This is a genomic window from Phyllobacterium zundukense, from assembly GCF_025452195.1.
GTDB lineage: Bacteria > Pseudomonadota > Alphaproteobacteria > Rhizobiales > Rhizobiaceae > Phyllobacterium > Phyllobacterium zundukense_A.
Map to the genome: position 1 here is coordinate 938,830 of NZ_CP104972.1, position 23,777 is coordinate 962,606.

The 23,777-nt window shown below is 55.4% G+C and carries 25 protein-coding genes and 1 pseudogene; 9 read left to right on the forward strand and 17 right to left on the reverse strand.

Translation table 11 applies throughout. From position 1 onward, the window contains the following. Nucleotides 1-209 precede the first annotated feature (209 nt). A complete protein-coding gene (locus tag N8E88_RS12130) occupies nucleotides 210-473 on the forward strand; it encodes a hypothetical protein (protein WP_262291124.1) in 264 nt (87 codons plus the stop codon). On the opposite strand, the gene N8E88_RS12135 is transcribed toward N8E88_RS12130, so the two are convergent. Then, nucleotides 470-916, reverse strand: coding sequence for a hypothetical protein (locus tag N8E88_RS12135; RefSeq protein WP_262291591.1), 447 nt, complete (start codon nucleotides 914-916; stop codon nucleotides 470-472). The two genes, N8E88_RS12130 and N8E88_RS12135, sit on opposite strands and share 4 nt — an antisense overlap. A 48-nt stretch (nucleotides 917-964) precedes the next feature. Between N8E88_RS12135 and N8E88_RS12140 the strand changes: the two genes are divergently transcribed. Beyond that, entirely contained in the window at nucleotides 965-1,126 is a 162-nt protein-coding gene (locus N8E88_RS12140; protein ID WP_262291608.1) for a hypothetical protein, read from the forward strand. Between the two features lie 438 nt (nucleotides 1,127-1,564). Here N8E88_RS12140 and N8E88_RS12150 read toward each other — a convergent pair whose 3' ends face one another. The 5 genes from N8E88_RS12150 to N8E88_RS12170 form a co-directional block, all read right to left on the reverse strand. Beyond that, nucleotides 1,565-1,822 (reverse strand): DUF982 domain-containing protein, encoded by a 258-nt coding sequence (locus N8E88_RS12150; protein ID WP_262291123.1) that lies wholly within the window; start codon nucleotides 1,820-1,822, stop codon nucleotides 1,565-1,567. A 448-nt stretch (nucleotides 1,823-2,270) separates the two neighbouring features. Further along, nucleotides 2,271-2,669 (reverse strand): hypothetical protein, encoded by a 399-nt coding sequence (locus N8E88_RS12155; protein WP_262291939.1) that lies wholly within the window; start codon nucleotides 2,667-2,669, stop codon nucleotides 2,271-2,273. 401 nt (nucleotides 2,670-3,070) lie between these two features. Then, the gene (locus N8E88_RS12160; RefSeq protein WP_262291940.1) at nucleotides 3,071-4,108 is read right to left on the reverse strand and encodes a methyltransferase; all 1,038 of its coding nucleotides are present in this window, start codon (nucleotides 4,106-4,108) and stop codon (nucleotides 3,071-3,073) included. Between the two features lie 591 nt (nucleotides 4,109-4,699). Beyond that, nucleotides 4,700-5,434, reverse strand: a complete 735-nt coding sequence (locus N8E88_RS12165; RefSeq protein ID WP_262291941.1) for a class I SAM-dependent DNA methyltransferase — start codon at nucleotides 5,432-5,434, stop codon at nucleotides 4,700-4,702. A gap of 43 nt (nucleotides 5,435-5,477) precedes the next feature. After that, the gene (locus N8E88_RS12170; protein WP_262291942.1) at nucleotides 5,478-5,855 is read right to left on the reverse strand and encodes a DUF1127 domain-containing protein; all 378 of its coding nucleotides are present in this window, start codon (nucleotides 5,853-5,855) and stop codon (nucleotides 5,478-5,480) included. A 95-nt stretch (nucleotides 5,856-5,950) separates the two neighbouring features. Between N8E88_RS12170 and N8E88_RS12175 the strand changes: the two genes are divergently transcribed. Further along, entirely contained in the window at nucleotides 5,951-6,757 is an 807-nt protein-coding gene (locus tag N8E88_RS12175) for an AraC family transcriptional regulator (protein WP_262291943.1), read from the forward strand. A 585-nt stretch (nucleotides 6,758-7,342) separates the two neighbouring features. On the opposite strand, the gene N8E88_RS12180 is transcribed toward N8E88_RS12175, so the two are convergent. The 6 genes and pseudogenes from N8E88_RS12180 to N8E88_RS12205 all read right to left on the reverse strand — a co-directional run bounded on the left by N8E88_RS12180 (nucleotide 7,343) and on the right by N8E88_RS12205 (nucleotide 12,039). Beyond that, nucleotides 7,343-7,471, reverse strand: coding sequence for a hypothetical protein (locus tag N8E88_RS12180; RefSeq protein ID WP_262291944.1), 129 nt, complete (start codon nucleotides 7,469-7,471; stop codon nucleotides 7,343-7,345). Nucleotides 7,472-7,646: 175 nt separating this feature from the next. Continuing rightward, nucleotides 7,647-7,800: pseudogene (locus tag N8E88_RS12185) on the reverse strand (hydrolase); the annotation flags it as partial. A gap of 55 nt (nucleotides 7,801-7,855) precedes the next feature. Continuing rightward, entirely contained in the window at nucleotides 7,856-8,206 is a 351-nt protein-coding gene (locus tag N8E88_RS12190) for a hypothetical protein (RefSeq protein WP_262291945.1), read from the reverse strand. A 373-nt stretch (nucleotides 8,207-8,579) separates the two neighbouring features. Then, complete coding sequence (locus N8E88_RS12195) at nucleotides 8,580-9,152, reverse strand: tetratricopeptide repeat protein (protein ID WP_262291946.1); 573 nt, start codon at nucleotides 9,150-9,152, stop codon at nucleotides 8,580-8,582. Continuing rightward, nucleotides 9,136-10,605, reverse strand: a complete 1,470-nt coding sequence (locus N8E88_RS12200; protein WP_262291947.1) for a BTAD domain-containing putative transcriptional regulator — start codon at nucleotides 10,603-10,605, stop codon at nucleotides 9,136-9,138. The genes N8E88_RS12195 and N8E88_RS12200 overlap by 17 nt, the downstream gene beginning before the upstream one ends. A 906-nt stretch (nucleotides 10,606-11,511) precedes the next feature. Continuing rightward, on the reverse strand, nucleotides 11,512-12,039 hold the full coding sequence (locus tag N8E88_RS12205) for an MgtC/SapB family protein (RefSeq protein ID WP_262291948.1): 528 nt from the start codon (nucleotides 12,037-12,039) through the stop codon (nucleotides 11,512-11,514). A gap of 126 nt (nucleotides 12,040-12,165) precedes the next feature. Between N8E88_RS12205 and N8E88_RS12210 the strand changes: the two genes are divergently transcribed. Both N8E88_RS12210 and N8E88_RS12215 read left to right on the forward strand, forming a co-directional pair. Next, nucleotides 12,166-12,696 carry a SixA phosphatase family protein gene (locus tag N8E88_RS12210; RefSeq protein WP_262291949.1) on the forward strand — a complete coding sequence of 177 codons (531 nt, stop codon included), beginning with the start codon at nucleotides 12,166-12,168 and terminating at the stop codon, nucleotides 12,694-12,696. 517 nt (nucleotides 12,697-13,213) lie between these two features. After that, nucleotides 13,214-14,536 (forward strand): PQQ-dependent sugar dehydrogenase, encoded by a 1,323-nt coding sequence (locus N8E88_RS12215; RefSeq protein WP_262292425.1) that lies wholly within the window; start codon nucleotides 13,214-13,216, stop codon nucleotides 14,534-14,536. A gap of 38 nt (nucleotides 14,537-14,574) precedes the next feature. On the opposite strand, the gene N8E88_RS12220 is transcribed toward N8E88_RS12215, so the two are convergent. Continuing rightward, complete coding sequence (locus N8E88_RS12220; protein WP_262291950.1) at nucleotides 14,575-14,826, reverse strand: hypothetical protein; 252 nt, start codon at nucleotides 14,824-14,826, stop codon at nucleotides 14,575-14,577. A 544-nt stretch (nucleotides 14,827-15,370) separates the two neighbouring features. Here N8E88_RS12220 and N8E88_RS12225 point away from each other — a divergent pair. Then, nucleotides 15,371-16,066, forward strand: a complete 696-nt coding sequence (locus N8E88_RS12225; protein WP_262291951.1) for a hypothetical protein — start codon at nucleotides 15,371-15,373, stop codon at nucleotides 16,064-16,066. Between the two features lie 533 nt (nucleotides 16,067-16,599). Beyond that, nucleotides 16,600-17,661 (forward strand): pyridoxal-phosphate dependent enzyme, encoded by a 1,062-nt coding sequence (locus N8E88_RS12230; protein ID WP_262291952.1) that lies wholly within the window; start codon nucleotides 16,600-16,602, stop codon nucleotides 17,659-17,661. A gap of 33 nt (nucleotides 17,662-17,694) precedes the next feature. Here the strand turns inward: N8E88_RS12230 and N8E88_RS12235 are convergent, their stop codons facing one another. The 3 genes from N8E88_RS12235 to N8E88_RS12245 all read right to left on the reverse strand — a co-directional run bounded on the left by N8E88_RS12235 (nucleotide 17,695) and on the right by N8E88_RS12245 (nucleotide 19,493). Continuing rightward, nucleotides 17,695-18,477 carry a glutamate racemase gene (locus N8E88_RS12235; protein WP_262291953.1) on the reverse strand — a complete coding sequence of 261 codons (783 nt, stop codon included), beginning with the start codon at nucleotides 18,475-18,477 and terminating at the stop codon, nucleotides 17,695-17,697. A 206-nt stretch (nucleotides 18,478-18,683) separates the two neighbouring features. After that, nucleotides 18,684-19,016 (reverse strand): hypothetical protein, encoded by a 333-nt coding sequence (locus tag N8E88_RS12240; RefSeq protein WP_262291954.1) that lies wholly within the window; start codon nucleotides 19,014-19,016, stop codon nucleotides 18,684-18,686. 57 nt (nucleotides 19,017-19,073) lie between these two features. Further along, a complete protein-coding gene (locus tag N8E88_RS12245; RefSeq protein WP_262291955.1) occupies nucleotides 19,074-19,493 on the reverse strand; it encodes a hypothetical protein in 420 nt (139 codons plus the stop codon). Nucleotides 19,494-20,521: 1,028 nt separating this feature from the next. Between N8E88_RS12245 and N8E88_RS12250 the strand changes: the two genes are divergently transcribed. Continuing rightward, nucleotides 20,522-21,496, forward strand: coding sequence for a ribose-phosphate diphosphokinase (locus N8E88_RS12250; protein WP_262292426.1), 975 nt, complete (start codon nucleotides 20,522-20,524; stop codon nucleotides 21,494-21,496). 405 nt (nucleotides 21,497-21,901) lie between these two features. Here N8E88_RS12250 and N8E88_RS12255 read toward each other — a convergent pair whose 3' ends face one another. Continuing rightward, nucleotides 21,902-22,225: a thermonuclease family protein gene (locus N8E88_RS12255; RefSeq protein WP_262291956.1), complete on the reverse strand. Its 324-nt coding sequence runs from the start codon at nucleotides 22,223-22,225 to the stop codon at nucleotides 21,902-21,904. A 532-nt stretch (nucleotides 22,226-22,757) separates the two neighbouring features. Here N8E88_RS12255 and N8E88_RS12260 point away from each other — a divergent pair. Continuing rightward, entirely contained in the window at nucleotides 22,758-23,579 is an 822-nt protein-coding gene (locus tag N8E88_RS12260; protein ID WP_262291957.1) for an LON peptidase substrate-binding domain-containing protein, read from the forward strand. Nucleotides 23,580-23,777: the final 198 nt, after the last annotated feature.

A 23,777-nucleotide genomic window follows, 5' to 3' on the forward strand; every position in this document is an offset into this window, starting at 1 on the left:
GAGGGGATCGCAGATGGACAGTTTCGATTGCGGGGGGTAAGAACCGGATTTTTGAGCCCGGCGGGGCTATCCCTTGCGCAGGTCATCGACCGACGTCGGTGATCCTCACAGGATCAAATTGCGGAGAATCCGAAATGAGCAAAGTAGAAGACACAAGGCCGTGGGTCGCCTGGTGGTTCACAGAGTTCTGGGGCAAGCACGCTAGCTGAATGGGACCGCTCGAGCAGATGTCCGAAAACGAGAAAGCCGACCACTTCAAGACCAATCGGATGCTGCCCGCGCACTCATCGGTTGCACATCCGGACAGGACGATCATCACGCGGGAGGCGTTGTCAGATGCGCGGATGAACACCTTCACCAGGGATGGCAGCTTGCGCGGGCTGGATGGTTTCATCGACGAATACGGAAAGCTATCCGAACAAGAGCCGGGCGAAGCGGAGCTCCTAGTCTCGGCAACGCCTCCGAAAATCTAGGTTGACTTATCTTCACGAGGAGGCAATTCATAGGTGGTGCTTTTCTCGTTCGTTTCGTCCTTGTTGAACCCAATCGCAGCAAACCGGCGATCGACCTCGGGATGATTACTCCAGATCACCGACCGGACAGGAATGTTGCCGCAAAGTTGTTGGATTTGCTGAATATGTCGTTTGCAGAAGCGAACGGTTTTCGCTGCGAAAAACGCTTCATTAGCTGCGAAAGAAGTGTACGCATTTCCATCATCTTCATGCCACGTGATAACGGCCAGGATTTGGTCTCCTTCTCGCAAAGCGTGTCCTCGACCTTCTCTTAGGTCCATCAAAAGATGCTCTTTGGCGCCTCCTTCAGTCTCTCCGGCTGCTGAAAATTCTTGGCTAATTCTGGCGGCGAGATGCGCGAAGACATGACTGAGGTCTTGTCGCGTGGCGGTTCTGGCTTCCATGGCTGTCCTCCGATCCGTCTCACTGAACCTATAAATAGGGACGTTCCCATGCAATTCACAGACGCTGTCACCGTCGCGGGAACGCGCGTGATGACGGCAAGCTTTGTTGCCGATGCTCGGATCGCTCGCACCGGCATTCAGACCTATCTTGGGGCGACAAGATTTGTTCCAAATCATACGCTTGCCCGATTCATGATCCTTTCCAGTTGATATGATTTGGAACAGTTTTTTTAACCCCCCGTATTGCTCAGGCGAACGCCCAAACGATTTCATCAGATGGCGTTTCAACGATTTGAACTTTTTCCCCTCTTCCAGGCAGATGATGTAATCGGGGTAACTGACTTCTTCGGATTTACTGCTGGCTCTGGTCTCGGCGCGCCAACCGCAGTTTCTTCAACGGCTTGGGCAACGCCGGCGAATGCCGCATGCACATCGTCGATTAAGCTGTATCCGCCAATGGCACTGCATTCTTGCTGACGTAAGCAGCCACCAATCCGGCTGTCAGTTCAACCAATTGGTGTTTATCTCAATGCCAGCGTCCGGAGCATTCATTCAGCCAGTTCCCATCTAAAGTTTCGGATTTCTCAAATCTCGGCGGGTCCGTGAACACCAATTGCACTGAAAACACAAATGTGAAAACCAGCGGGGCTATTTGCCCTGATTGATATAGTCGACGAAAATATCGGCTTCCTTGGCGGCTTCAATGAATGCAGAGCGCGCATCGGCAGCCGATGCGTTTCCGTCCAGAGCGTCAAAGCAACGCTGACGGGCTGCTTTTAGTTTTGGGCCTTGGTGCACAGGCCACTTCATCAACAAAAATTCGGCGGCTTCTGTGACCGAGCAAATGTTCTCGGGCTTGCCCAAGCGGCGGGATTCGATCGTTACTGGCGGGAATGGATGGCTCATATTGGCAAAATACGCCCACTGTTCAGGTCAATTCAATCTCCCATTTAGGGCAGCCGATCTTATGTTCAAGTATGATATCAGGAGTATGACGGAGTGCTGGCATTGCTCCACGCAATTGGGGATTAACCTTCTAAGGATTTCTGTAATGTTCGAGTTTGTAGGAAGCACGAGCTTGGGACCGACGAACCCTAAATGGCAGGAAAGTCGGATGGTCGGCATCCGCTGTTCACGCCTTGCCAAAAGCACATTTTCCCAAATCTACTATTTCTGGTCCGTGTCGACCCATCCTTCGTCATTATCACTGAGTTCAGTCGATGGGCCCTCGCCAACATGTTCAGCAGGACGGCACGCTGACCCAAAGCAACTTGACCTTGTGATCCCCATGTGAGTTTGCAACACTGCCCCAAAATGTTCCACCCCGAAACGGGCTGACGCTGGTTGAGCAACCTTAGCGGGAGAAATTGTATGTCGCGCAGGTTCCCTTCTGCGGATGCGGATCGGCCACAGCTTCCTGAGGCACGTCAGGCCCCTCGAATACCTTCATGAAGAGGGAGACAACGCTTCCTTGGGCAAGAACGACATACGTCACATCCTTCTCGCCGCACAGGCGATTGCCGTTCATAAGCACAGGATTGGCCGGAGGGTCGACCTTGAACACGCCAAGCCGGCCTTCGACGGGAACGAGCCTGATGCTCTCTCCATTGGCAAAAACGATCCGATCGGTTCCAAGAGTGATATCTCCGGTGACAGCAGTCGCCGTGTTGCTGGGTGCCTTCCATACGTCGTCCTGGGCGTGGGATGCGGCAGACCCCGACACCAGAACCACGGCTGCCAGTAGCGTCCGCATGGCCATCCTCCTTGTGCCTTCTTAACTGACGCTTAAAGAAAGGCGTTTATCGGGCACCGGCCGCTAGGCGCGATTTGATACGCGCGCGGGCGATCTAAGCAAAATGTCGTCCTCTTGAAACAACTCTGCCCGCGGGGCTGAGAGGAACTTGAAGACTGGAGAAGGCAATCACCGGACAATTTATTGCACGGTGACCTGCGCAGCAGATATCGAAGCGCGCAGCCGCACAAAAAGGGGGTGCCACCCATCGTTCCACACGAGACATTATGCAACTTTAGGAGCACATACGGGCCATCTAGCCTCAATTGGCGAGACCAATGGGGCATACGCGTTTGGATAGGCCGATTAGAGTGGTTTTTGACTGGGCACAAAAATCTAAAGGCAGTTTGCGACAGATCCTTCTAAATCTGAACCGCTTCTATCACGCTAACCGCGGAATCGGTCGGCACGACACGCGTGAGACGGAAGTCAGCCTTACTAAGAAGGGAGCGGTATTCGGCCTCAGTCCGCTCCTGGCCTCCAGGGAGTACGAGCATCACCATATCAAGCATCTTACCTGGATGCGGCGCGTCGCCGGCCGGTAACACCATCTCCACAATAAGCAGATGGCCGCCCGGCTTCATGGCTTTGCGGACGTGGCCAAGGATCCTGAGGCACTGATCTTCACCCCAGTCATGGAGGATGTGCGACAGAAGATAGGCATTGCCCCCGGCAGGCACGGTGTCGAAGAAATCACCGGCTTCTATCGTTACACGGTCGATCACGCCTTTTGATTGGAGCAAAGCGGGCGCGTCCCCCACCACGTGCGACCTGTCGATCAGGATCCCGCGAGGCCCGGCATGGCGGGTGAGGATGGCTGCCAGCATGTTGCCAGTCGCGCCGCCGACATCGACAACGGTCTCGAACGTGGAAAAATCGTAGGCCGCCGCAACTGCCGGAGGCTCTTCGCCATGAATGCCGACCATCGTCTCGCTGAACAGGGAGGCGTCATCAGGATGCTGCGCGAGGTACTCGAAGACCGGCATCCCCTGAACTTTTTCAAAGCCGGTTTCACCTGTCTGAACGGAATGGACGATGTGATCGAAGGAGCCGTCAAACCAATAGCTCCCAACGGTAAGCAGGGTTGCCCTTGCCGAGCCGGGAGCGCCGGTCGTCAGCGCCTGACCCAAGTCAGTCAGGGCGAACCGTCGCTCGGTCCGCTCGGTGAGGATGCCCAAACTTGCGAGCGTGCGCATCAACCTGTGCAGAATAGGGGCATGCGCGCCGATAGCGCCCGCCAGCTCCTCTGCACTCTTAGTTCCTGACTTAAGCTGATCTGCGAGACCCAATTTGGCCGCAGCGTAGACAACTCTGGATGCCCAGTAGGCAGTACCCATCTGAATAAGTTGAACGTGAGGCGGAAGACTTAGTGATGAAGAATGCTGCTCAGGTTCAGTCATATTGAGCTTTCTGTATGAGTATACCGATTGAGCTGAACACGCGTGCATACGGGTGGTATGAGCATGGTCCCCTCATCGTGAGGTGTCAAATCACGTTGCAGCATCGGACCAGAAAGCGTTCTCCTTTCTCTTGGAATATTCTATCCGTACAATGTCGAAATGTTATGAATAAATGTTCCTTTGAAAATGCCGATAATACGCGAATTTCGAACAATTTTGGTTGTAGCTTAAATGTCTACAATCCATGTCAAGACGCCATTTTTCACCAATTCGCTTATGATAACGTCCCGAAAAGGTATGAGCTGCAGACCCATTCACGTCTCATGGTTGTACTTTGCCACTATGCGGTCTTTCTGGCTAAACGGAAATGAAGGGAGCCAAACAAACTACGGCTGCTTCGCGCCTCATGTCGGTCGTTTGGGCTGGCTTCAACAGATCCTGAAAGCGGACACGCCAACGATAAAGCCAAGATGCAGGAGATGCTCTCGTTGCCTGCTGCTTGTGACCGGAAGCAGCGGCATGGCGTTGAAAGCGGCCGGCTTCCCATCGGCGCGTTGCGGACGAGGGTGATGACGCTTCGCTCCACGCGTCCTAACCTTCAACCTTCTGCCAGACGGAGACATGTTTATCGCTGACCTGCGTGAACAGCTCCTTTTTCCAGCCGCCCCAACGCTCTTTGAGCCTTAAACCAGCCAGTCGCGCCATAAGGTCGAATTCAGCTGGCCAGGCATAACGAAACGGTACTGAGAATCGCTCATAGCTTCCGTCACGGAGCCAGATGTGATGGGACGAGAAATTCTGGTTCACCACGTCGTACTCGTCGACGCCCCAATGCGTTTCGCCGTGGTCGAATGCCAGGATCGTCTCGCCGACCGGCAGCCGCTGAAGCGGTGGCACGCCGACCTCAATCAGGAAGTGTCCACCAGGTTCGAGATGCGCGGCTGCGTTCCGGAAGCAGGCGAGCTGAGCGTCCTGCGATGTCAGGTTGTTTATCGTATTGAAAACCAGGTAGACGAGTGAGAACCGTCTCGCGACATCCGTCGTTGCCATATCGCCGATCGCTACCGAGATCTCCGCGCCTCCTTCTTTAGCGCGAAGGCGAGACACCATCGGCCTCGAAAGCTCGATGCCCTCCACCTGCACCCCTTTCCGCGCGAGAGGAAGTGCGATACGTCCGGTTCCGATCGCGAATTCCAAGGCGCGCCCGCCTCCTGCGAGCTCGGCCAGGAGATCAACGGCCGGCTCGATCACCTCTGGCGCAGAGATGCCTTTATCATCATCGTAGGTCGCAGCGATCTTCTCGTCGAAAAGCCCGTCATCATGCATTCTGTCTGCCTCTCTAGTAACGCTTGTTTCAAGACCGACGGCGCTATCGCGTTGACCGCGGCTTCGTGGACATCGCATTAATTCGTGAGCCGTCGCGAAAGGGATCAGCGAGGGCTTCCACCCATCCGCTCGGGGCATGGGATTCCCCGCAGGCAAGCGCATCCATGGCGGCGGCCGGTGATCTGTTTCGTCGCTCGCTGGCTGCGACGGTCCCAGTCCAAGCGAACTCGCGAATATCGCGACGCGCAATACCTATGTCCGCCAGATCACGATCCGATAGTCGGTGCAGTGCGTGTTCGGTCTCGCTCCGTTGCCACCAGCCCACAACGACGGAGGCTCCGTACCTCAAAGCTGGTAGCTTCGTCAGAAGGCCGCGGGCAAGGCGCTCCGGGATTTCGGCCATTTGGAATTCCAGTGTCATGACCTTCGTCCAAGTTGTGCTGAGTTAATGCCAACCTAGTGAATTGCCGTCAGACGTGTTATCGGCAGTCTGACAAATTATGTCTCTGAGCCGCCATGATTGCCCGCGACAACCTGATCAACGTTCATTTGCCGGAAGACGGGTTCGGAGATTATCCGCATACCGCTGTCGCTCAGGGCGGAGCAGAGCCCGCCGGGCGGACCTACGCTTTTCATACGCACCACCGGGCGCAGCTTTTCCAGATCGTGCGGGGTTCGCTGAGGCTGGAGACGGAGCGGGGTTACTTCATCATCCCACCCGAACGCGCCGTGTTCGTGCCGTCCGGGGTCCTCCACGAGGTGACCTACCTGCAGGAGACGGAGCGCAGCTATGTCTTTTTCCGCCCCGACGCGGTGGCGAGCCTGTCACCGGAAGTCTCCGTGATCGGTACGACGCGGCTCCTGCGCGAGCTAATCCTAGCGTTTCTGGAAATACCTCGCGCGGATGCGGGCAGCCTCCGCGCCGAACGACTTGTGGCAGTCATTCTCGACCAGCTCCAGACGAGTCCGGTCGCACCGTTGTCTCTCCCGTTGCCGGCATCCGAACGCCTCCGGGACATCGCCGCAGACATGCGGAATGAGCCGGGCGCAGATTGGCCCCTCGATGAGCTTGCGTCACGTGCGGCCATGTCCCCACGTAGCTTCCAGCGTCACTTCCAATCTGAGACAGGGATGAGTTTCCGCGCCTGGCGACAGCAGGCGAAACTGCTGAAATCGGTGGAGTGGCTCGCCGGTGGCCGAAGCGTCGGCGACATCGCTTTTGCACTCGGCTACTCAGGCCCCAGCGCCTTCATCGCCGTTTTTCGTGCGGCCTTCGGTGCCTCTCCCGGAAAATACTTCCAAGAAACGCCTCTGGAGCTGTGATTCACCGGATGCCCGGCGCGGCTTACCGCGTAAGTCTGCCTTCTTGGCCTCGCTCTCCAGAACCTGCCAGTCTCCTTCCGGCCCCATTTTGGTCATCGCCAACCCCTTCGACATGACCGCTTTTGGCGCATTGCTGCGATCTCTGACACAGCGATACTATTCGAAACGGCAATACGCTCGCGGTCAAGGTACCAGACAAACAGCGCTTACTGTCGATGAACGTGTTGAAGCAGCCTTTGCCGAAGTACCGCGAGGGGATTTCCTTGGTCCCGGTCCGTGGCAGATCTTCCGAACGCGAAAAAGCTTATGTTTTTTGAACGCACTTCTTCGGTCGCCTTTCCCCGGCCATTCCTCCGCCTTAAGCTCGGGTGTGTTGCCGACGCGGAGTGCATGAATGTCCGCTCTGCGCGGCCGGAAAGTGCCTCCCCTTAGTTGGCTTCATCCAGCAATCAACGTCAGCTTTCAGGTAAACTTGTTTGACTGGCTGGGTTGGGTCGCGAGCCAACCCAGAATTTCCGGCGCGAACCGGCGTGAGGCCCTACCGTGAATCTGTCTCCGAATAATACTAGGGGCCGATATGCGCAGCTAAGCGGAAGCTCCTCCATGGGCGGCGCTGATGCCTTTGCCCTGGCTGACGGCTAGCATGCCGCTGTTGGGACGAACGGCCATACACACAGGAATGCCGATCCGGTCGAGACCGGTTGCCTCGGCCATCCGGACGATGCCAAATAGGAAAAGTGCGGCGCAATCGGTTCACAGTGACGTCTGCATCAGTTAGTTTTGTCGATGATGGGTTCACCGAGATGGGCGGCAACACGAAGGTTCGCTTCGTCCGCCGTCAATAACCAAAACCGGAATCCCTGCCAATGGTTTCATTGCCACTTCATCAGGCCGCCTGGATCGCCGGCATCGCGACACAGATCTCGTCACAGGCCGGCAATGATCAGTTGCTTGTGGCCCGTCGTCTTGACCGCATCGACGACCTTCCGATTCTGCCAAGTGTTGATGAAGGTCCGGTCGATCACCTCCTGGCGGGGGAACACCCGAAGCAGGCAATCTTGCAAACCGTCCAGGCGTCGGAACGTGTTTGCAACGTGGTCAGTCTAAAGCAGCCGGACCAGCGGAACGCGCCCGTTCAAACGGATTGCAGCGACCGTCGAAGAAGAGCGCCCGCTCGGACGGATCGCTGCGACCGTCGAAGGAAAGAGCCCGCTCGGACGGTTGGCTACGGCCATCGAAGGAGAGCGCCCGTTCAGACGCATTGCTTCGACTATCGCCCGCGGCTATTCCGCGGTTTGTCAATTTGTTGATCGAATTCAAGAATTCCAGGCCTGCTAATCCCAAGGAACCGATCACCTCCCGATCGAGATACTCGGCACTGTGTGTTTCCATGTTCACAAGCCAGAGCTTGTTGGTGTCTGAGTCATCCACGATTTGATACTTTGCCATGCGAATAACCTTTCTATGAAGGAGAGCCCACACGGCAAAGATATAACGATTCCGGTTTTGATCAAGAAAACAATTCACTTCATCTTTTTAATGTCCAGTACTTTACCTTATTCTTATCACATCCAGATCGTCGAATGCACATTGGATCGACTGCTTACAGCGACCGCAATATCTACTCTCTTGATTGCGATTATTCCGTGCTTTTTCGCGTTCTCGTAACAATCTTAACTAACTCATCATCAAGTGCACCCCAGGCCGTTAAAGCCCTGTCAGCCGGCGACGAAGTCCCCCTCTCAACATTGACCAACCAAAACTCATCGTGCTCTGTACTTCGCCATGCAGATAATTCCTGTGTTGGATTTGAAGTTGAAGACTACTGGAACCCTGCTTCACGCAAGGATGCTTCATATTTTGCGCGCTGTTCGGGAACCCTCAGACAAACACTCTTGGTCCACTCATCAATCCGAAAGGTCGGACTATCTACCAGCGCATAGTTTCGGTATTCGGTCGCCTTTTCCTTCTCGCCAAGCATCGCCCAGCTTGCAGCCATGAGGCGGGCTGCAGCGCGGGGGTTTTTCATTTTCTCAAGAAAGCTGATGGCTTCGGTGTGACGATCGAGGCTGTGAAGAGTTCCTGCCCCCACCCAATAGTAATAATCCGGAGCGAGGGGATTATGTTGAATCGCTTGTTCAATTTTTTCGAGGGCCATATGGAGATCGCCATAGTGGGTCAGCGCATCGGCATAATCGGCAAGCAGATCGGCATGTTGCGGATTGATGGATTCGCCTTGGTCGAAATATTCAAGACTGTTGTCAAATTTGCCGAGATACATGCTGATGGTGCCAAGCTCGCGCAAAGGCCGTTCATCGTCCGGATCGGTTGGTGCGGCGCGCTTGGCAACCTGCTCACCCTCAAGCAGGATATCTTTCTCACTCCGCGCAAGCATGAGCCATTCCTTTTGCATCGTGCGCGCGATGCCGCTGAGCGCCGGCACGAAGTCCGGTGACGCAGTGAGAGAATTCTTGAAGGCCTGGCGCGCCTGACGCAATTTCGGAAGGTCGAGATCTGTCGACATCCCTCTTGCCGATCAGATACCAGTAGTAGGCGTTCGGATCCTGGTAGAGCTTATTGTAGCGATCGAGTTCGGACTTCTTGATGAGCGAGACGACGGAGAGGATGATGCGGATCGACAGTTGGCGGTATTGCTGCTCGGGCAGAACATAATCGAACTTCTGTTTTTCCGCCCAGACGATTTCCTGGGTGGCGACATCAATAAGCTTCACCGACAGGAAACAGAAACCGTCGAGGCGAACGATCTTGCAGTCGACCGCATAGTTGACGCCGAATTGTTCACGCAAACCCTCAAAACTGTTTATCGGGGAATCGGTGACAATCCTCTTCGATGTATAGGGCGCCACAACCGACAGCGTACGCAGACGACAAAGCCCGATGGTGATATCGTCTACCAGCGAGGCTGCAAGCTGCTCCATCGGATCCGCTGCATTATGCGGCATATAAAGGACCATGACTCGCGGCAGACCAGCCTTTTTGTTCTGCTCGATCTGGATCGTCGGCAAGATCGATTGCGGGGTCTGGATCTCCACACCATTGGTAACCAGCGGAGGAGCGGGCTGCGGCAGGATCAGGGCTCGCGTTGTCGCTGGTGAAAGCTTGGGCAGCAGCTGCTGATAGAGCTCGATCGTTTCTTCTTCCGGATCGACATCAAGGTCGTCACGGAGCTTCTTGGCGCATTCGCGGAATGTTCGCTCGACCTTTGCGATCAGACCCAGTTGCGACTCCGTCTGCATCAATGTGCGATAGCCAACCTCCTGATAGGGATCGATCTCGATCAGCTTGCGAGCACATTGGCGCTTTTCATCGATACTAACGCCAACCGGCTGGTCGACCATTTTCAAGAGTGTCGTGATCAGATCATCGCGCAGCTTGACGCGCTGGACGTCCAGCCATTCATCGAAGTCGGAGTTCTGCGGCTCGTTGTGCGCGAGCAGGTCGCCAGTATAAAGGCCAGCGAGACTGAGCACAGACTCTATGTCACCCAACTGCGCAAATTCCAGATATTCAAGAAGATCGATGCTGAGCAGTTCTGCCCTTACCTGCGACAGGTTAAGATAGACATATGTGGCATCGCCCTGGACAAGGTTGAGGCCGTACTGTTCCTGAAATTTGCGGATGCGCGCCAGGCTCTGGCGCAAATTCATGGAAGCATGGGCCTGATCCGTATTGGACCAGAAAACTTGCGCAAGCTTGCCGCGGGAAACAGAATGATTGGGACTCTCGAGAAGCAGATAGACTATGATGCGAAGAAAATTCGCGGGTACGCGCGGAACGAGTTGCCCGCCCAGACTAACAGTTGCCTCTCCAAAAACCGCCAGCTTCATTCCGACCTAAACCCCGGATTTTATTTGATTTTCTGAATACGTAGCCCTGTCAATTGATTAATGCCATTCCGCCTCGCCGCCTAACTCTACTATAGCTCCAAATAGTTCACTAGAGGGAGAGCGACAGCATAAAGCCGCAAAGGTTCTCTGCGAATTCATGGCTGAATCGCCGATCTTTGGTATGAATCAATGCTTATCCCGGTCGCTCAGGTATACACTACATGTAGAATCTGGCCCTGCTGACACCGAGTTCCCAAACCACGTCGCGAATGCCGCTTTCCAGACTGCCTGAGCCAGTGAGGTATGCTTGAACGAGTGGACGAAGGACAGCGGCCCTACGCGTCGCTTCTGCGCCAGTTCCACCAGCCTGGTCCCCTTCCCTCACCATCCTAACCCATCGAATGCTTGTGAACGCTGTCTCACTTTTACAGGCAAGAATCTCGATTTTAAAGGCAAAATATCATGTTTAATGGCAAAGCATCGCCATTGATTTTGTTGAGTTGCTCATCTCACCTTTAAGGGGTCTTCCTCAATTTCTGTGGTGCTTGGCTTGTTCGATCGCCCGAAATACATTTCTCGCTGCGCATGCCGAACGCGTCAGGTAGCTGAAATTGTTCACCTTCTTGGTTACAGCATCGACAGCCTGACAGGAGCACGCGTGATGAACCGTCTTGGCATTCCAATCAGCGACGACACCGTTTTGCAGCAGTCTCAGCGCAATATCTCCGCTCTAGGCACCCAGGAACTCCATTCGTAGGTGACAAGAGCTGGCACAAGACCGCAACTATAGGGCCATGCTGGTAGATTTGGAACGCCGCGGGACTGTTGATGTCCTCTCAGACCGCCCGGCTTCAGCGGCAGCCAGTTTGTAGGACAAATCACCACACAAATTGAGGAAGACCCCTTTTAAGAGCAAAGCGACACCGGCTCAGATGGGACAAGAACAACAAAGGTCAGCGCCAACAGGATCACCGCCGAGCGCAGTTCGGACCAGCGCAATTTGCGCATGGAGGCGTGGAGGAATTCCCGGCTTGCAAGCACCGCAACCAGAACCACGCCCCCCGCGGATGCGACGGTCATGCTTCCGAGAACGGCTGCACTTGCGATAGCAAATGTAAGCATCGCAACCACAACCGACGTCGCGCTGTAGTTCTCGTCTGCGATTGCTTTGCGCAACCGAAACGCCGCAAAAACCGCTGTCAGCGTCACCAGGAATCCGACGACGACGATCCCCGGGATGCCGCCTGGACGGGCAAGAAAATGTTCGAGTAGGCCGGCAACGCCCCCGAGCAGGCCAATGAGTGCAAACGTACGAATGCCGGCGGTACGGCTGCCTTCCTCTTCGTCCTTTTCCCGCCAATGCCGTTCGACACCAACCGCAGCGCCGATGGCAAGCGCCAACCCCATGCGTTGAAATATTTCTATGTCTTCCATAAGTGGAATATCCGCAGCATATCGGCGGCTCGTCAATCGCCAATTGTTTCGCGGGGCGCTTGAGCGGATCGAGCGGTCGCGGTATCCTTCCGATCTGCAAGACATGGCAGCGAGAGGAACATGCTGATGCGCCGGTTGATGCTGCTTCGTCACGCCAAATCGGATCGGCCCGAAGGTGTCGATGATCAAGAACGCCCTCTGGCAAAACGCGGGCGACGAACGAGCCCTTTGATGGGCACATACATGGCAGAGAAGGGACTTATGCCCGACCTCGCCATAGTTTCAACGGCTCGGCGCGCCAAAGAAACCTGGAAACGCGCACGCTCCGCCTTTAAGCACGACATTTCGCGGCGAAAAGAACCGCGCATTTACGATGCTTCGGCGAAGGCCATCCTTGATATCATCAAGGAAACAGCACCCGATGTTAAGGCGCTGTTGCTCGTCGGACATAACCCCGGACTTCAGGACCTTGCTCTCAGGCTGATTGGCAAGGGAAGTCAATCCGATCTGTCCCGACTGCACCAAAAATACCCGACCGCGGGCCTTGTTGTAATCGACTTCGATGTCAAACGCTGGCGTGATGTGTCCGAAGGCCTAGGCCAACTTGAACGGTTCGAGACACCGAAGTCCATCGGCGGCATTGCGGACCTCAGGTAAGTGCGACTATCGGGGAGCTCTCACATCACCGGGACCGGTCCTAGACACATTTTGCGCATGCGTAACCGAAACCGCTTGCGCTGACCTTGAACAACGCTCCACTCACACCAATAGAAAATAAGTGCGTTTGATCCAGCGGTTCCACGGCCGCACCGATCTTACCTTGAATCTGACCGAATTTGCTCGGAACCGACCCAATGCCTGCCGTAATTGGTTGCGTTAGCTCTGGTCCAATCGGCTAAGCAGTTCTACAAAAGGAATCGTATAGGCTCATAGATCGTACAAATTTCAATCGAGAACGCGTTGCTCACTTGCTGCGTGATGTTCTGCTGATTGTATGTCACCAGAACATGTCTTGTCTCAGCCAAAAATGAGTAGCAGGCGCCTTGTTTTTGTGGCCAACTACCATCGTTCAGCGAACGCTGAGCCAATGAAATTCGTCCGTGATCTGAACCGCTTAAAAGGGTTCTGGAAGTTTCATTTCGGAGATTTGCAGGTGGGAGCATTGTTTCGAGGCATTCTGACGACAGTTGCTGTCAGTGTTCTCCCAATAGGTTGCGTTGCGGTTCAATCGCAACAGTCTCCGAGGCTTTCGATTACCGGCGGCTACGGCCCCGATCCCGTGTTGCCACAACCCAGGACGGCTCTGATTCCTACAATCAAGATAGCGGAGGCTAAAGGGTGGCCTGACGGCGTAACCCCGAAGCCTGCAAAAGGACTAAAGGTGAACGCCTTTGCGAAAGAGCTCGACCACCCACGTTGGCTTTATGTACTACCCAACGGCGATGTTCTGGTCGCCGAGACGAACGCGCCCGCCAAGCACGACAGCGGATTCAGTTTTCGCAAATTGGTAATGGGGCTCGCCATGAAGCGCGCCGGCGCGAGTGTAGCAAGCGCCAACCGGATCACTCTTTTGCGCGACACCGATCATGATGGCGTCGCCGATCTCCGTACTCCATTTATCGAGCGACTCAATTCGCCCTTCGGTATGGCCTTGTTGAACGGTAGACTCTACGTTGCCAATACCGATGCCATCGTTGCCTTTCCCTATTCGCAAGGTGACACCCGCATAACCAAGCTGCCAGAAAAAATCGTCGGCTTGCCAGCCGGACCTATCAATCATCATTGGACCAAGGATGTCATTGCCAGTCGCGATGGCACGAGGCTCTATGTCACCATAGGCTCAAACAGCAATGTCGGAGAGAACGGCATGAGGGCCGAGGAAAATCGGGCTGCGGTACTGGAAGTTGCCCTGCCCAGCCGAAAGACCAGGGTGTTTGCCTCTGGATTGCGCAATCCGAACGGGCTTTCATGGAACCCGGACGACGGCAGACTTTGGGTAGCTGTCAATGAGCGCGATGAAATCGGCAATGATCTTGTCCCCGACTACATGACATCGGTTAAGGATGGCGGATTTTATGGATGGCCCTATAGTTATTTCGGACAGAATGTCGATATTCGTGCAAAGCCGCAACGGCCTGACCTCGTCAGCCGCGCAATCAAACCTGACTACGCGCTTGGCTCACATACCGCCTCTTTAGGGTTGACGTTCTACACCGGTCCGCTGCTCGGACCGTACTATCGTCACGGGGCCTTCGTCGGCCAACACGGCTCGTGGAACCGCAATCCCCGCAGTGGCTACAAGGTGATTTTCGTTCCATTCAGGAATGGCAGACCGCAGGGACCACCCAAAGATATCCTAACCGGCTTTATCGGCCCTGGTGGCGAGGCGCGCGGCCGACCGGTTGGCGTCGTAGTGGATAAGGCGGGTGCACTGTTGATTGCCGACGATGTCGGCAACGTCGTATGGCGGCTAGTGCCAGCGAACGTTCGCCATTGAGGTCGGAAATACGTTCACTGCAATCGGAACCGCGGGCCTCACAAGCCCATTGAGGCATCCTTTATCGTCATTGAGGTTGAGATGGAAAGCGGGACTGGGGTCGCTTGTCCGTGGCCGAAATGCAGCTTGCCGAGGGCGGCGACAAAGCCAACGCGGGCTGCCGGCTGCGTGCGGACGCTATCGAGGTCCAGGTGGTTGTCGATCCGGCGTAGAAGATAATCGGCCGGCACGTGCTCGTCGAGATTGAAATCGTAGAAGAGCTGCGCCGGAGCCGCCTGAAATCCCATCATCACCTGATCCCCTGCCAATTCACTCAGAGGAGTGAATCACGCGTACCAAGCGCCTGCAACAACGAGTTTTTCAACAGTATCCGCCAACAGCGATCATGAGGGACCGCATTGAATGGCTTTGAGAGAGCCGTTCCAAACGAGACATTATGCAACTTAAAAGCACAGAACAGGAACACCCGATGGCGGTTTATGGATGGTCCTGTTCGTTATCCCCTTCGGATTCCCTCGCCGTTGCCATGACGATCCGCGCTGACCCACAACCAGACAGCAAGTCAGAATACGGCAGTGTGCAAGCGGCGAAGCTCGTTCACAGGCTCCGCTTTCAGGGACACATAAGAAATGGCAAGGGATCACGGGTGGCGTAACAGAGATGCACACTTACCCAAGGTCGCGCGGACAGGTCCTTCGGCACGTCGGCGCTGACGTCGAGCTCGCAACAGAGCTTCTATTGGCGCACCATCTCGTTGATCCCCTTTGACTTCACTCAGCACATCCGTAATTGTTCGGGCCGGAACCCCGTAAACACGCAGATACAGGTCGATCAATGCTTTGGCCCTACCCAAATGGCGACTATCCCGAGGGTTATTTTTTAGCTCACGGTGAAGAACCCGTGCCGGTCGGGCGTGGTCACCTCAAACCAAGTGCTTTTGCTCGTCGTCACGGAGCCGCCATTTTACACTATCGGCATAAGATGGCGTTCTATGTGGACAATGCCCTGTTTCCAGACGGTACGCGTGGACGCGCCACCTCGGCGGGTTTTCATTACTGGCGTCGCCCCATACGTGATGTTCAACATGCTTGGGACACCTATGATACTTATGGCGCTCACACCATGCTGATACCTGTGGTATGGCGCTGGGGCAGACTGGACATCAGCGACGAGGATATAGCGTTTCTTGATCAACCGGAACAACCGACTGTCGACTTGAACTCGAGAACCGGCGCCATGGATACGGACCTCTATGGCGATGCTGAAATCAAGAAAATCGTGGACACTGCGGCTGGAGCGGCAGCGTTGTTCAGTTTGCTGGTTACGCGAGATTGGGTGAGAGAAAGTGACGGAGCTTTCCTTGATCACACGCACGACGATGGAGCGTCTATCGTCAGAGACATTCGTAAATTCGGCGAAACATACGGAGACGTTAACTCGCTCTTTCTGGATGGTGACGACTTCAAGCAGGCGTGTATTGCCATAGAGAAACATCTACACCGCTTAGGATGGCATAGGGTCGGGCCATAAAACGCAACCCTCCGTGTTGCCGAAGTTCACGATGTTCTTCAAACGGGTAGCGTGAGACGGCCGGAGGGAAATCACTGTTGAGGCTGAGAAGTTAGTCACCGCCACACATTCCTCGTGTGTGTGGGAGCTTAGCATTATGTTGTTGAACGCACCCGCTCAGAGATTCTGGCCGAGAGCCATTGGGCCGCCCAAGCGCAAGAACTGGAACCTATCGAGCGCGACGACGAGATGATCTACCGTTTCAGGATTCGATAGGAAGAGCTATGGTTGGCTTGCCATCAGCTAACGAGTTTTCGTACGGCCTAGCCTAGGACTTGTGCAACAACTGCTCTGACGATGGGAGCCAGCGCCGCACAGGATCAGGGGAGCATTCAAACGTTGCCTCGAAACTTGCTGACGCGAGAACAGCATATATGAGGATCGCCGAGCCAACGTTTCGGAAGCCGCCGAACTGCACAATCGCTGGGCTTGCACCGGTTTTCACCTTGGCCACCGGCACAATGGTTGGTTCCGTTCCACCCGAGAAGGCCGGGATGAAGATCCTTAAAGTTAGATATGAAGAGGGGAAGTTCCTATCTTTAGGGCCATCAACCCCCTATGGATTTTCTGCATCGGACTTTGTCCAATGGGTGTATGAACAATTGGGGATTTGGCGGGGCATGTTCGATAGAAGCGAAACTACTCACAATCTGTCGAATGAATTTGAACGTGATCTTCAGTTCGTTTTGAATAACGTCAGGAACGTCCAGCATCACAAATTGACGTTACCTAAATTGGAAAACCTCGAGGTTCGTCTCATTGATGAAACTCGCCAAGAAGGGGGGTCTTTCAAGTATCGGGGTGCCATTCTAGGTGCGAGGAATAACCGACTGGGTGTTGTTGCGTGCGGTTCCGGCAACTTTCCGATCGCAGTTGGGTTGGCCGCTTCAAAGCTGAGCCTTCCGGCACTACTGGTTATGCCAGATGACGCTCCGCAACTCAAAAAGAAGCTTGCGCTAGGATCTGGCTCGGAGACGGTTTTCGTACCACGATCCGAGTTTGTTCAAATCGCGAAAGAAGAAGCTGATATCCGAGGCTGGAATGCCCTGCATCCCTTCAAAAGTCCGGAAATGCTCGTGGGAAGCTGCACTCTGGGTTTTGAGGTAGCTGAGGCAATCGATAGTTATGGCTCGCCAACAGATGCAGTTGTTGTTGCATGCGGAGGAGGTGGTCTCGCGGCCGGAACTGCGCTTGGTCTTCGACTTAAAGGGGCCGCTAACACTGTCTACGCTGTTGAGCCGGAGAACTACCCGCGCTTGGCAGCAGCCTTTGCTACGGGTTGTCCAGTGGAGATTTACCCTACCGGGCATACAAACTGCGATGCTCTCCGGGTCACCGAGATAGGACAGCTGGCGTTTGACACAATTCAAGAACTCGATGTCTCGACGACAATCGCATCCGATGCGGGAGTGGCCGCGGCGCAATCGCTGATGGCAGAAGAATGTGGGGTTTATGCAGAACCAAGCGGCGCTCTTGCGTTAGCAGCGCTTCTGGAAGACCGGTTACCGAGAAAACATAGTCGGATTTGGGTGGTCGTATGCGGAGGCAATATCTGATGAGCGGCTGCCGGCCTCAACAAAGCCCGAAATTCAGGGGCTGACCAGATCAAGCGGAATATCGACGCCGATATGTTTGAGCATGCGCCGAAAGGTGTCCAGATCATAGTTTTCATCTTCGGTGATAAGCCCCTGCACGATGCTAGTGCCGGCTGTTCCAGGCCCGATGCCCGCAACAATGTCCTCTGCAGGATCGAGGAAGAGACAATCGGGGCGGGACGCTTCAAAAAAGCTCTGCAGCCAGGGCAGATGGGTGCTTGATAAGGTCAGGGCATCGATCAAAGGATAGCGCTGGAAAATTTCGTCGGCAAAATGGCCGACGGCGGCCTGTGTATCGGCTGGCGAAAACAGGAAAGAACCGTTCTCCACCAGATCAACCATCGGTGACGCATCGATAAGAGCCACATTGTCAGGCTTGTTGGTGTGCTTCTCGATGAACCGAGGCAGGTTCTCGCTGTCCACCAACGAACGAACAGCCATGATGCCTACGTGGCCGCTTCGTGACGCTGCCAAGGCTTGCTGCAGCGGCGGAAACACGCCGTAAAGAGGCAGGGCACAATATTTCCTCACCTCATCCAGTACCATGATGGATGGCGCGTTGGAGGCAATAATGATGGCTGAGGGATCAAAGTTTTCAAGAAAGCTAATCGATTGCCGCATGATCGAAAGCAGTTGCTCCCTGTCCTTTCCGCCATAGGGAAAACTGGCGCGATCTGCGAAATAGATGATATCCTGCCTCGGGAGACGTTTCTGGATCGCGGCGACAATGGCGTAGCTGCCGATACCGGCATCAAAAACAGCAATTGGTTGGTGCACTCGTCATTTCCTGTACTGGACACGCGAACAGCAGCAACGGGCTAATCGCCAAGGGCTGAATGCCAGCGTTGATGAAACAGAACGGCAGATGATCGCCTCACAAAGCCTAATATTTCGTAGAGGGCAACCGGCCTGTCCGGACAAAGCATTCGAAGCTCCACCAATTTCGCGAAGCGTTGTACCCAACGAAGTGAATCACAATGGCTTTACCTGTCAGGATAGGTCCAAAGCTCATCGTCGGCCCTTATTGCAGCCACTACTGATTGAGCCCTTTCACGGGTGTCGGACCTTTCTCCAATACCCATGTGTTCAGCTTCAATCTGGACTAAGTAACTTACTACCTCGGCATCAGGAGCGCCTCTCCGCAACTGACCCGCCGCATAAATCAGGTAGCGATCGTATTCATCCGCGAAGCCTCGACAGTCTTCGTCGTCCCAGCTTTGTCCGGCCGACAATAGTGCGATTGGATCCCAAATCGACCAACCGATATCGCGCAATCGCGAAAGCTTAATCTTAGGCGGTGGGGTCAGCGGAGCCATCTTTTCATCCGTGGCGATACATCTTGTCGTGAGACTACAGGGAGTAGCAAAAGTCCGCTACGGGCCATTAGGGCCGGTACTCCTGCTTTCCACTCGTCTGGCAGGCGATGCCGTTTGGAACAAACGAGCATCGTGCTCGTAAATCGCATCTGTGATGGAGAACACCTGAGCGGCCAGGGGTGTCCCGATCACGTCCTTGCGGGCCAATGCAGTGCGCGCGAAGTCTCCGTTTGCGGCTGGTCTGCCAGTGGCGTCGATCACCATCAACACGGGGCTGCCATCCGGTTGTTGACGATGGAGAAGCGCAACGGTGAAGCGGTCGTCAGCGGTTGCACCTTCACCCCAGCGTCCAAGGACGAGGTCGAGATTGGCTCCCGGATCCCTCAGGTGACCCCTCTGTCCAGTGCACCCAGTAGGCCGCCGACGCGACTTCACCGTCGTAGACGAAGCCCCAGACGCAGCGGCTCTCCTTGCCACAGCAATCGCAATGGCCAGAGCTCTCGCCCATCGTCTCTACCCTGAAGTGATGCCGTCGAGGTCGTCGGAACATCCTGCGAGCATATCGGTCCGAAGGGCCGAAATCCATCCATTGCTGCCTCCTGCTTTCCACGACCGTCTGGCGATCGATTAGGCCCTGAATTTTCCGATGCTAATCAACCTACTCCTACTTCATCGCGAATGCGCATCTTCCTAGTTTGGGGGGACCGATCGAAATGCACCTTCGCTACCATCGACTCCCCATACGTTCGGGATGTGTTTCCCGGTAAGGTGCTTAGTAAAGTCCGTCTTGCCTGCATCGCGGGTGCCGGACTGTTTAGCTCCAGCCGGCATAAACCCTCGGCCCATGAGGCCGCGCAGCACTTCGATTGTCGGGATGGGTTGGCGAAAAAATCTGCTTTATGTCAGCACGAAGGAGTCCCTAGCTCTGAGGCCTACGGCGACGAAATCGTCAGAATTCATGTCTTCTGGGGCCGAGTAGCGACAAGGTGTGCAATCGTCTGGTCGCCTGAAGGAGGCAACGCGGTGGGAGGAGCGGCGGAGACTTCGTCATGGAAACCGCCGTTTTGCGTCCCCGCTGTCCATGGAACAAAGGTATCCTCGCTGGTCGGAAGCGACCACTTCAACCGAAGAACGTCTGGTCGATCCGGGTTCGGCTGAAATGAACGGAGCCAGCCGGGAGTGACAGAACAGACGAAGGCAGCACTCAGGGCTTGGCTCCCGTTTGTTCGAAGAAACGGCGGTAGCTACCTATTCCCAAGCCGCCGTAAAACCTCGCAGCATCTGTCGGCAGCGCTGATTTACATGAAGACAGGCAGCCTCCGCGCGGTCCAGATTCTGCTCGGTCACTCGCTCCTACCACTAAGCCACGATGACTACATCGGGCCGACTGCGGGTATGGCTGGAATGCGCGATACTGTTGAAAACTCCGAGCAGGCCCTGCCGGCAAGGCTTGACTGTGACAGGGTCAACCGCCATAAGCCGACCAGTTTTTGGGGGAGGTTGCGGTGAACCAGATAGCCATCTTCAGCGGCAGTGCTCATCCCGAACTTGCGCAGGAAATATGTTCCTGTCTCGACGTGCCCTTATATCCGGTGCGCACCAAACGTTTCTCCAATGATTGCCTTGAAGTCCAGCTGCAGGCCAATTGCCGCGAGCAGGATGTTTTCATCGTCCAGCCGCTCAGCGTGCCGGTGCAGGAAAACCTGGTCGAGCTGCTGCTGATGCTCGATGCCGCGCGCGGTGCATCAGCTTCACGCATCACCGCTGTCATCCCGCACTTTTCCTATGCCCGTTCCGACAAGAAGGACGCGCCGCGCATTTCCATCGGTGGGCGATTAGTTGCAGATCTCCTGGTCACTGCTGGGGCCAGTCGTGTCCTCACCATGACGCTACATTCCCCGCAGGTGCATGGCTTTTTCAGCGTGCCCGTCGATCAGCTCCATGCGCTTGGCGAGCTCGCCAATCACTTCTTGCGCTATGACCTGAGCCGCGGCGTCGTCGTTTCGCCCGACCTTGGCAATGCCAAAAACGCGGCCGCCTTCGCCAAGCGCCTCAATGTGCCGGTCGCCGCCGGTGCCAAGGAACGTTTGAGTGATACCCAAGTGCGCATCTCGGCGCTTATCGGCGATGTCCGCAATCGCGACGTCATCGTGCTCGATGACGAGATCGCCAGCGGCGGCTCCATTCTCGAACTGCTCCAGCATCTGCGCGCCCATGGCGCCCGCTCCATTCGGATTGCCACCACTCACGCCATTTTCGCCGGCTCCGCCGCCGCCCGCCTTGCCGCCGAACCCGACGTGCTGGAGATCGTCTGCACGAACACCGTGCCCATCGCCACCGAAAAGCGCCTGCCCAAGCTGACCGTGCTGTCTGTCGCGCCTGCCTTCGCGGAAGCCATGCGCCGGATCAATTCGGGCGAATCCGTCAGTGCGCTTTTGGCCGAGGACATCGTCCCGGCCCGGGCAGTCGCCGCGTCTTAACCAATCGAGGCGTGCCTTCATATTTGTCCATCACACGTCCCGCTCCGGTTTCGAGTGCATTTCCAGTCGAGTCATTATGCGATTTTCGATGCACAGATCGAGAACACCCGGAGCAGTTTTACACGATAGTGGCGCCAAGCGATGGGGAATAAATGACCATGACGTCGGCATAATACTCGAGGCGTGTCCAACAGAGCCTTCTGACGTTTTCCCGCTTTTGCAACGCGCACCGATTCAATGTTGGAGCTGCGTTTACAAAGGCAGCTGCGTTTCATTGTGCATCGGTGCGCCTGTTGGCTTAGATAGTTGAAAGGAAGTTTATCATTTCAGCACCGTGGCATCCGCCTGCCCGTCCACTGGCGAGCCAGCTGGCGCTGTATAAGCGAGTTGCCGATGTCGCGTCCGTTAACTAAAAGCAAGGGTTCTTCCGTATTTGTCGGTCATCCTGCCCGTTTTAGGATCACCCCGGACGATCTGGAATTCCTTGCCTTCGAGGAGTTCCTTAAGAGCGGCCTTCGCTTCCAATCCTCGCTTCAGCTCGGATTCGCATTTTGCCTGCCCGATTTCTGGAGCGTCGATATTTGCGATCCTGATCTGCTCACGGTTGTAAAGGATCGTGTCGCCGTCCACGACATATAGTTGCTGACGGCTGATGGTTTGTCCGACGAATGCGACAGCATTCGCCGAGTCATTGTCCGGAATGACAATCGTGGCATAGGTCGGGAACATTACGATCGCGAGCAGGACAACGGTCGCTGTCCAAACGCTTTTTGGTTAGATGTATGCTCGTATTTCAGGTCATCCCGCCAATTTGAGGGCGCTGAATAGTCCCCCTCTTTTTTGGGCTATTGCTGCTGATCAATCTAGGCTGCTTGCTCATTTCGTTCCCCGGTAAGGAGAAATGTTAGCGAGAAAACAATAAGCAAACTTTGCGCAATCGTTTAAATTTTGCAACGTCAATCGAGGCAGCCAATCGGTTTTCGATGTGCCCATGAAAAGCGCCAAACGAACGACGACTGCTTTGCGCCCCATACCGGTCATTGCGGCTCTCGCAGAACTCCGTATTCTGCGACGTCGCAAAAGATTGACAGGCAACAAACCTTCTGCGCAGAATTAGTCCTCGGTGGATACGACCTGCTGCTTGCGCCCCCTCGGGGTACGGTGAATGTATCGAGCCGCTCATGGCTCCCTTTGCCCGAACGAACGGGTCAGCAACGCAAGCCCCTGACGCTTTCCGTTCGTTTATGCAGAGGACCATCCCATGCGCGATTTCCGCGATGCCAAAGCTATGGCGAAAACCCTACGTGAAGCGCTTCACGCCAAATCTGTCACCTTCACCAACAGTGAGAGCCAGGAGCTCGTTGCTCGAATTCTTGGCTTTCGAGACTGGAACGTATTGGCCGCAACGATCCAAGCGACGCAGCCGAGAGCGAAATCGGTGAGTGCCGAAACGTCCATTGCCGCGGGGGCGGAGATCCCCCTCGTTCCTATGCGGGACTTGGTTCTGTTTCCGCACATGATCTCGCGGATTTTCGTGGCACGCGAGAAAACCCGACAGGCCGTGGAACACGCTCTTGCCAGCGACCGGCGCGTTCTCGTTGTCGCCCAAAGGCATGGCGGCGAGGACCACCCCAGCACTCTTGAAGCCCTCTATCCAGTGGGAGTCATAGCAAACGTGGTCGATCGCCAGACACAGGTGGACGGGACCCTCAAGGTTACCGTCTGCGGGCTTCAGCGAACAGGCATGGTCCGGCTGACCGATGACGGGTTCCTGGCGGCGGAGGTTACGCCGTTTGACGACGAACGCGGCCAGTCGACGGAGGCAGCCGCTCTGTCGAGTGCGGTTCTCGATGCGTACCAGATCTACGCCGAGGTCGATTTTTCTGCACTACCGCCGGGATCCAAAGCCAGGTTCGGCCTACCTTCGATCGGAAACCCCAGCCTGTTAGCCGACACAGTCGCCCCTTTGCTATCGACCAGTATCGAACAGAAGCAGCAACTCTTGGAAACCAATGACGTGGTGGCTCGTCTCCAAAGACTCATCGAGCTGATGAGCAATGGCCGACCCAAAGCTGTCGCATAAATACCGACTTTTGCGGCGCACCTGCTTTCCTGAAAGGGATTGAGAATTCTCGTCGCGGAACTCTCTCGCTAAAGTTGGAGTTTCGCGGCGGATTTTTGTGACGGCCAATGACCGGTTTGGGGGCCAAAAGCAGACATTGCGGCATTGCGAAACCGACTATTTTGCGACGTCGCAAAAGGCAGGGAAACCAGTGTGCTT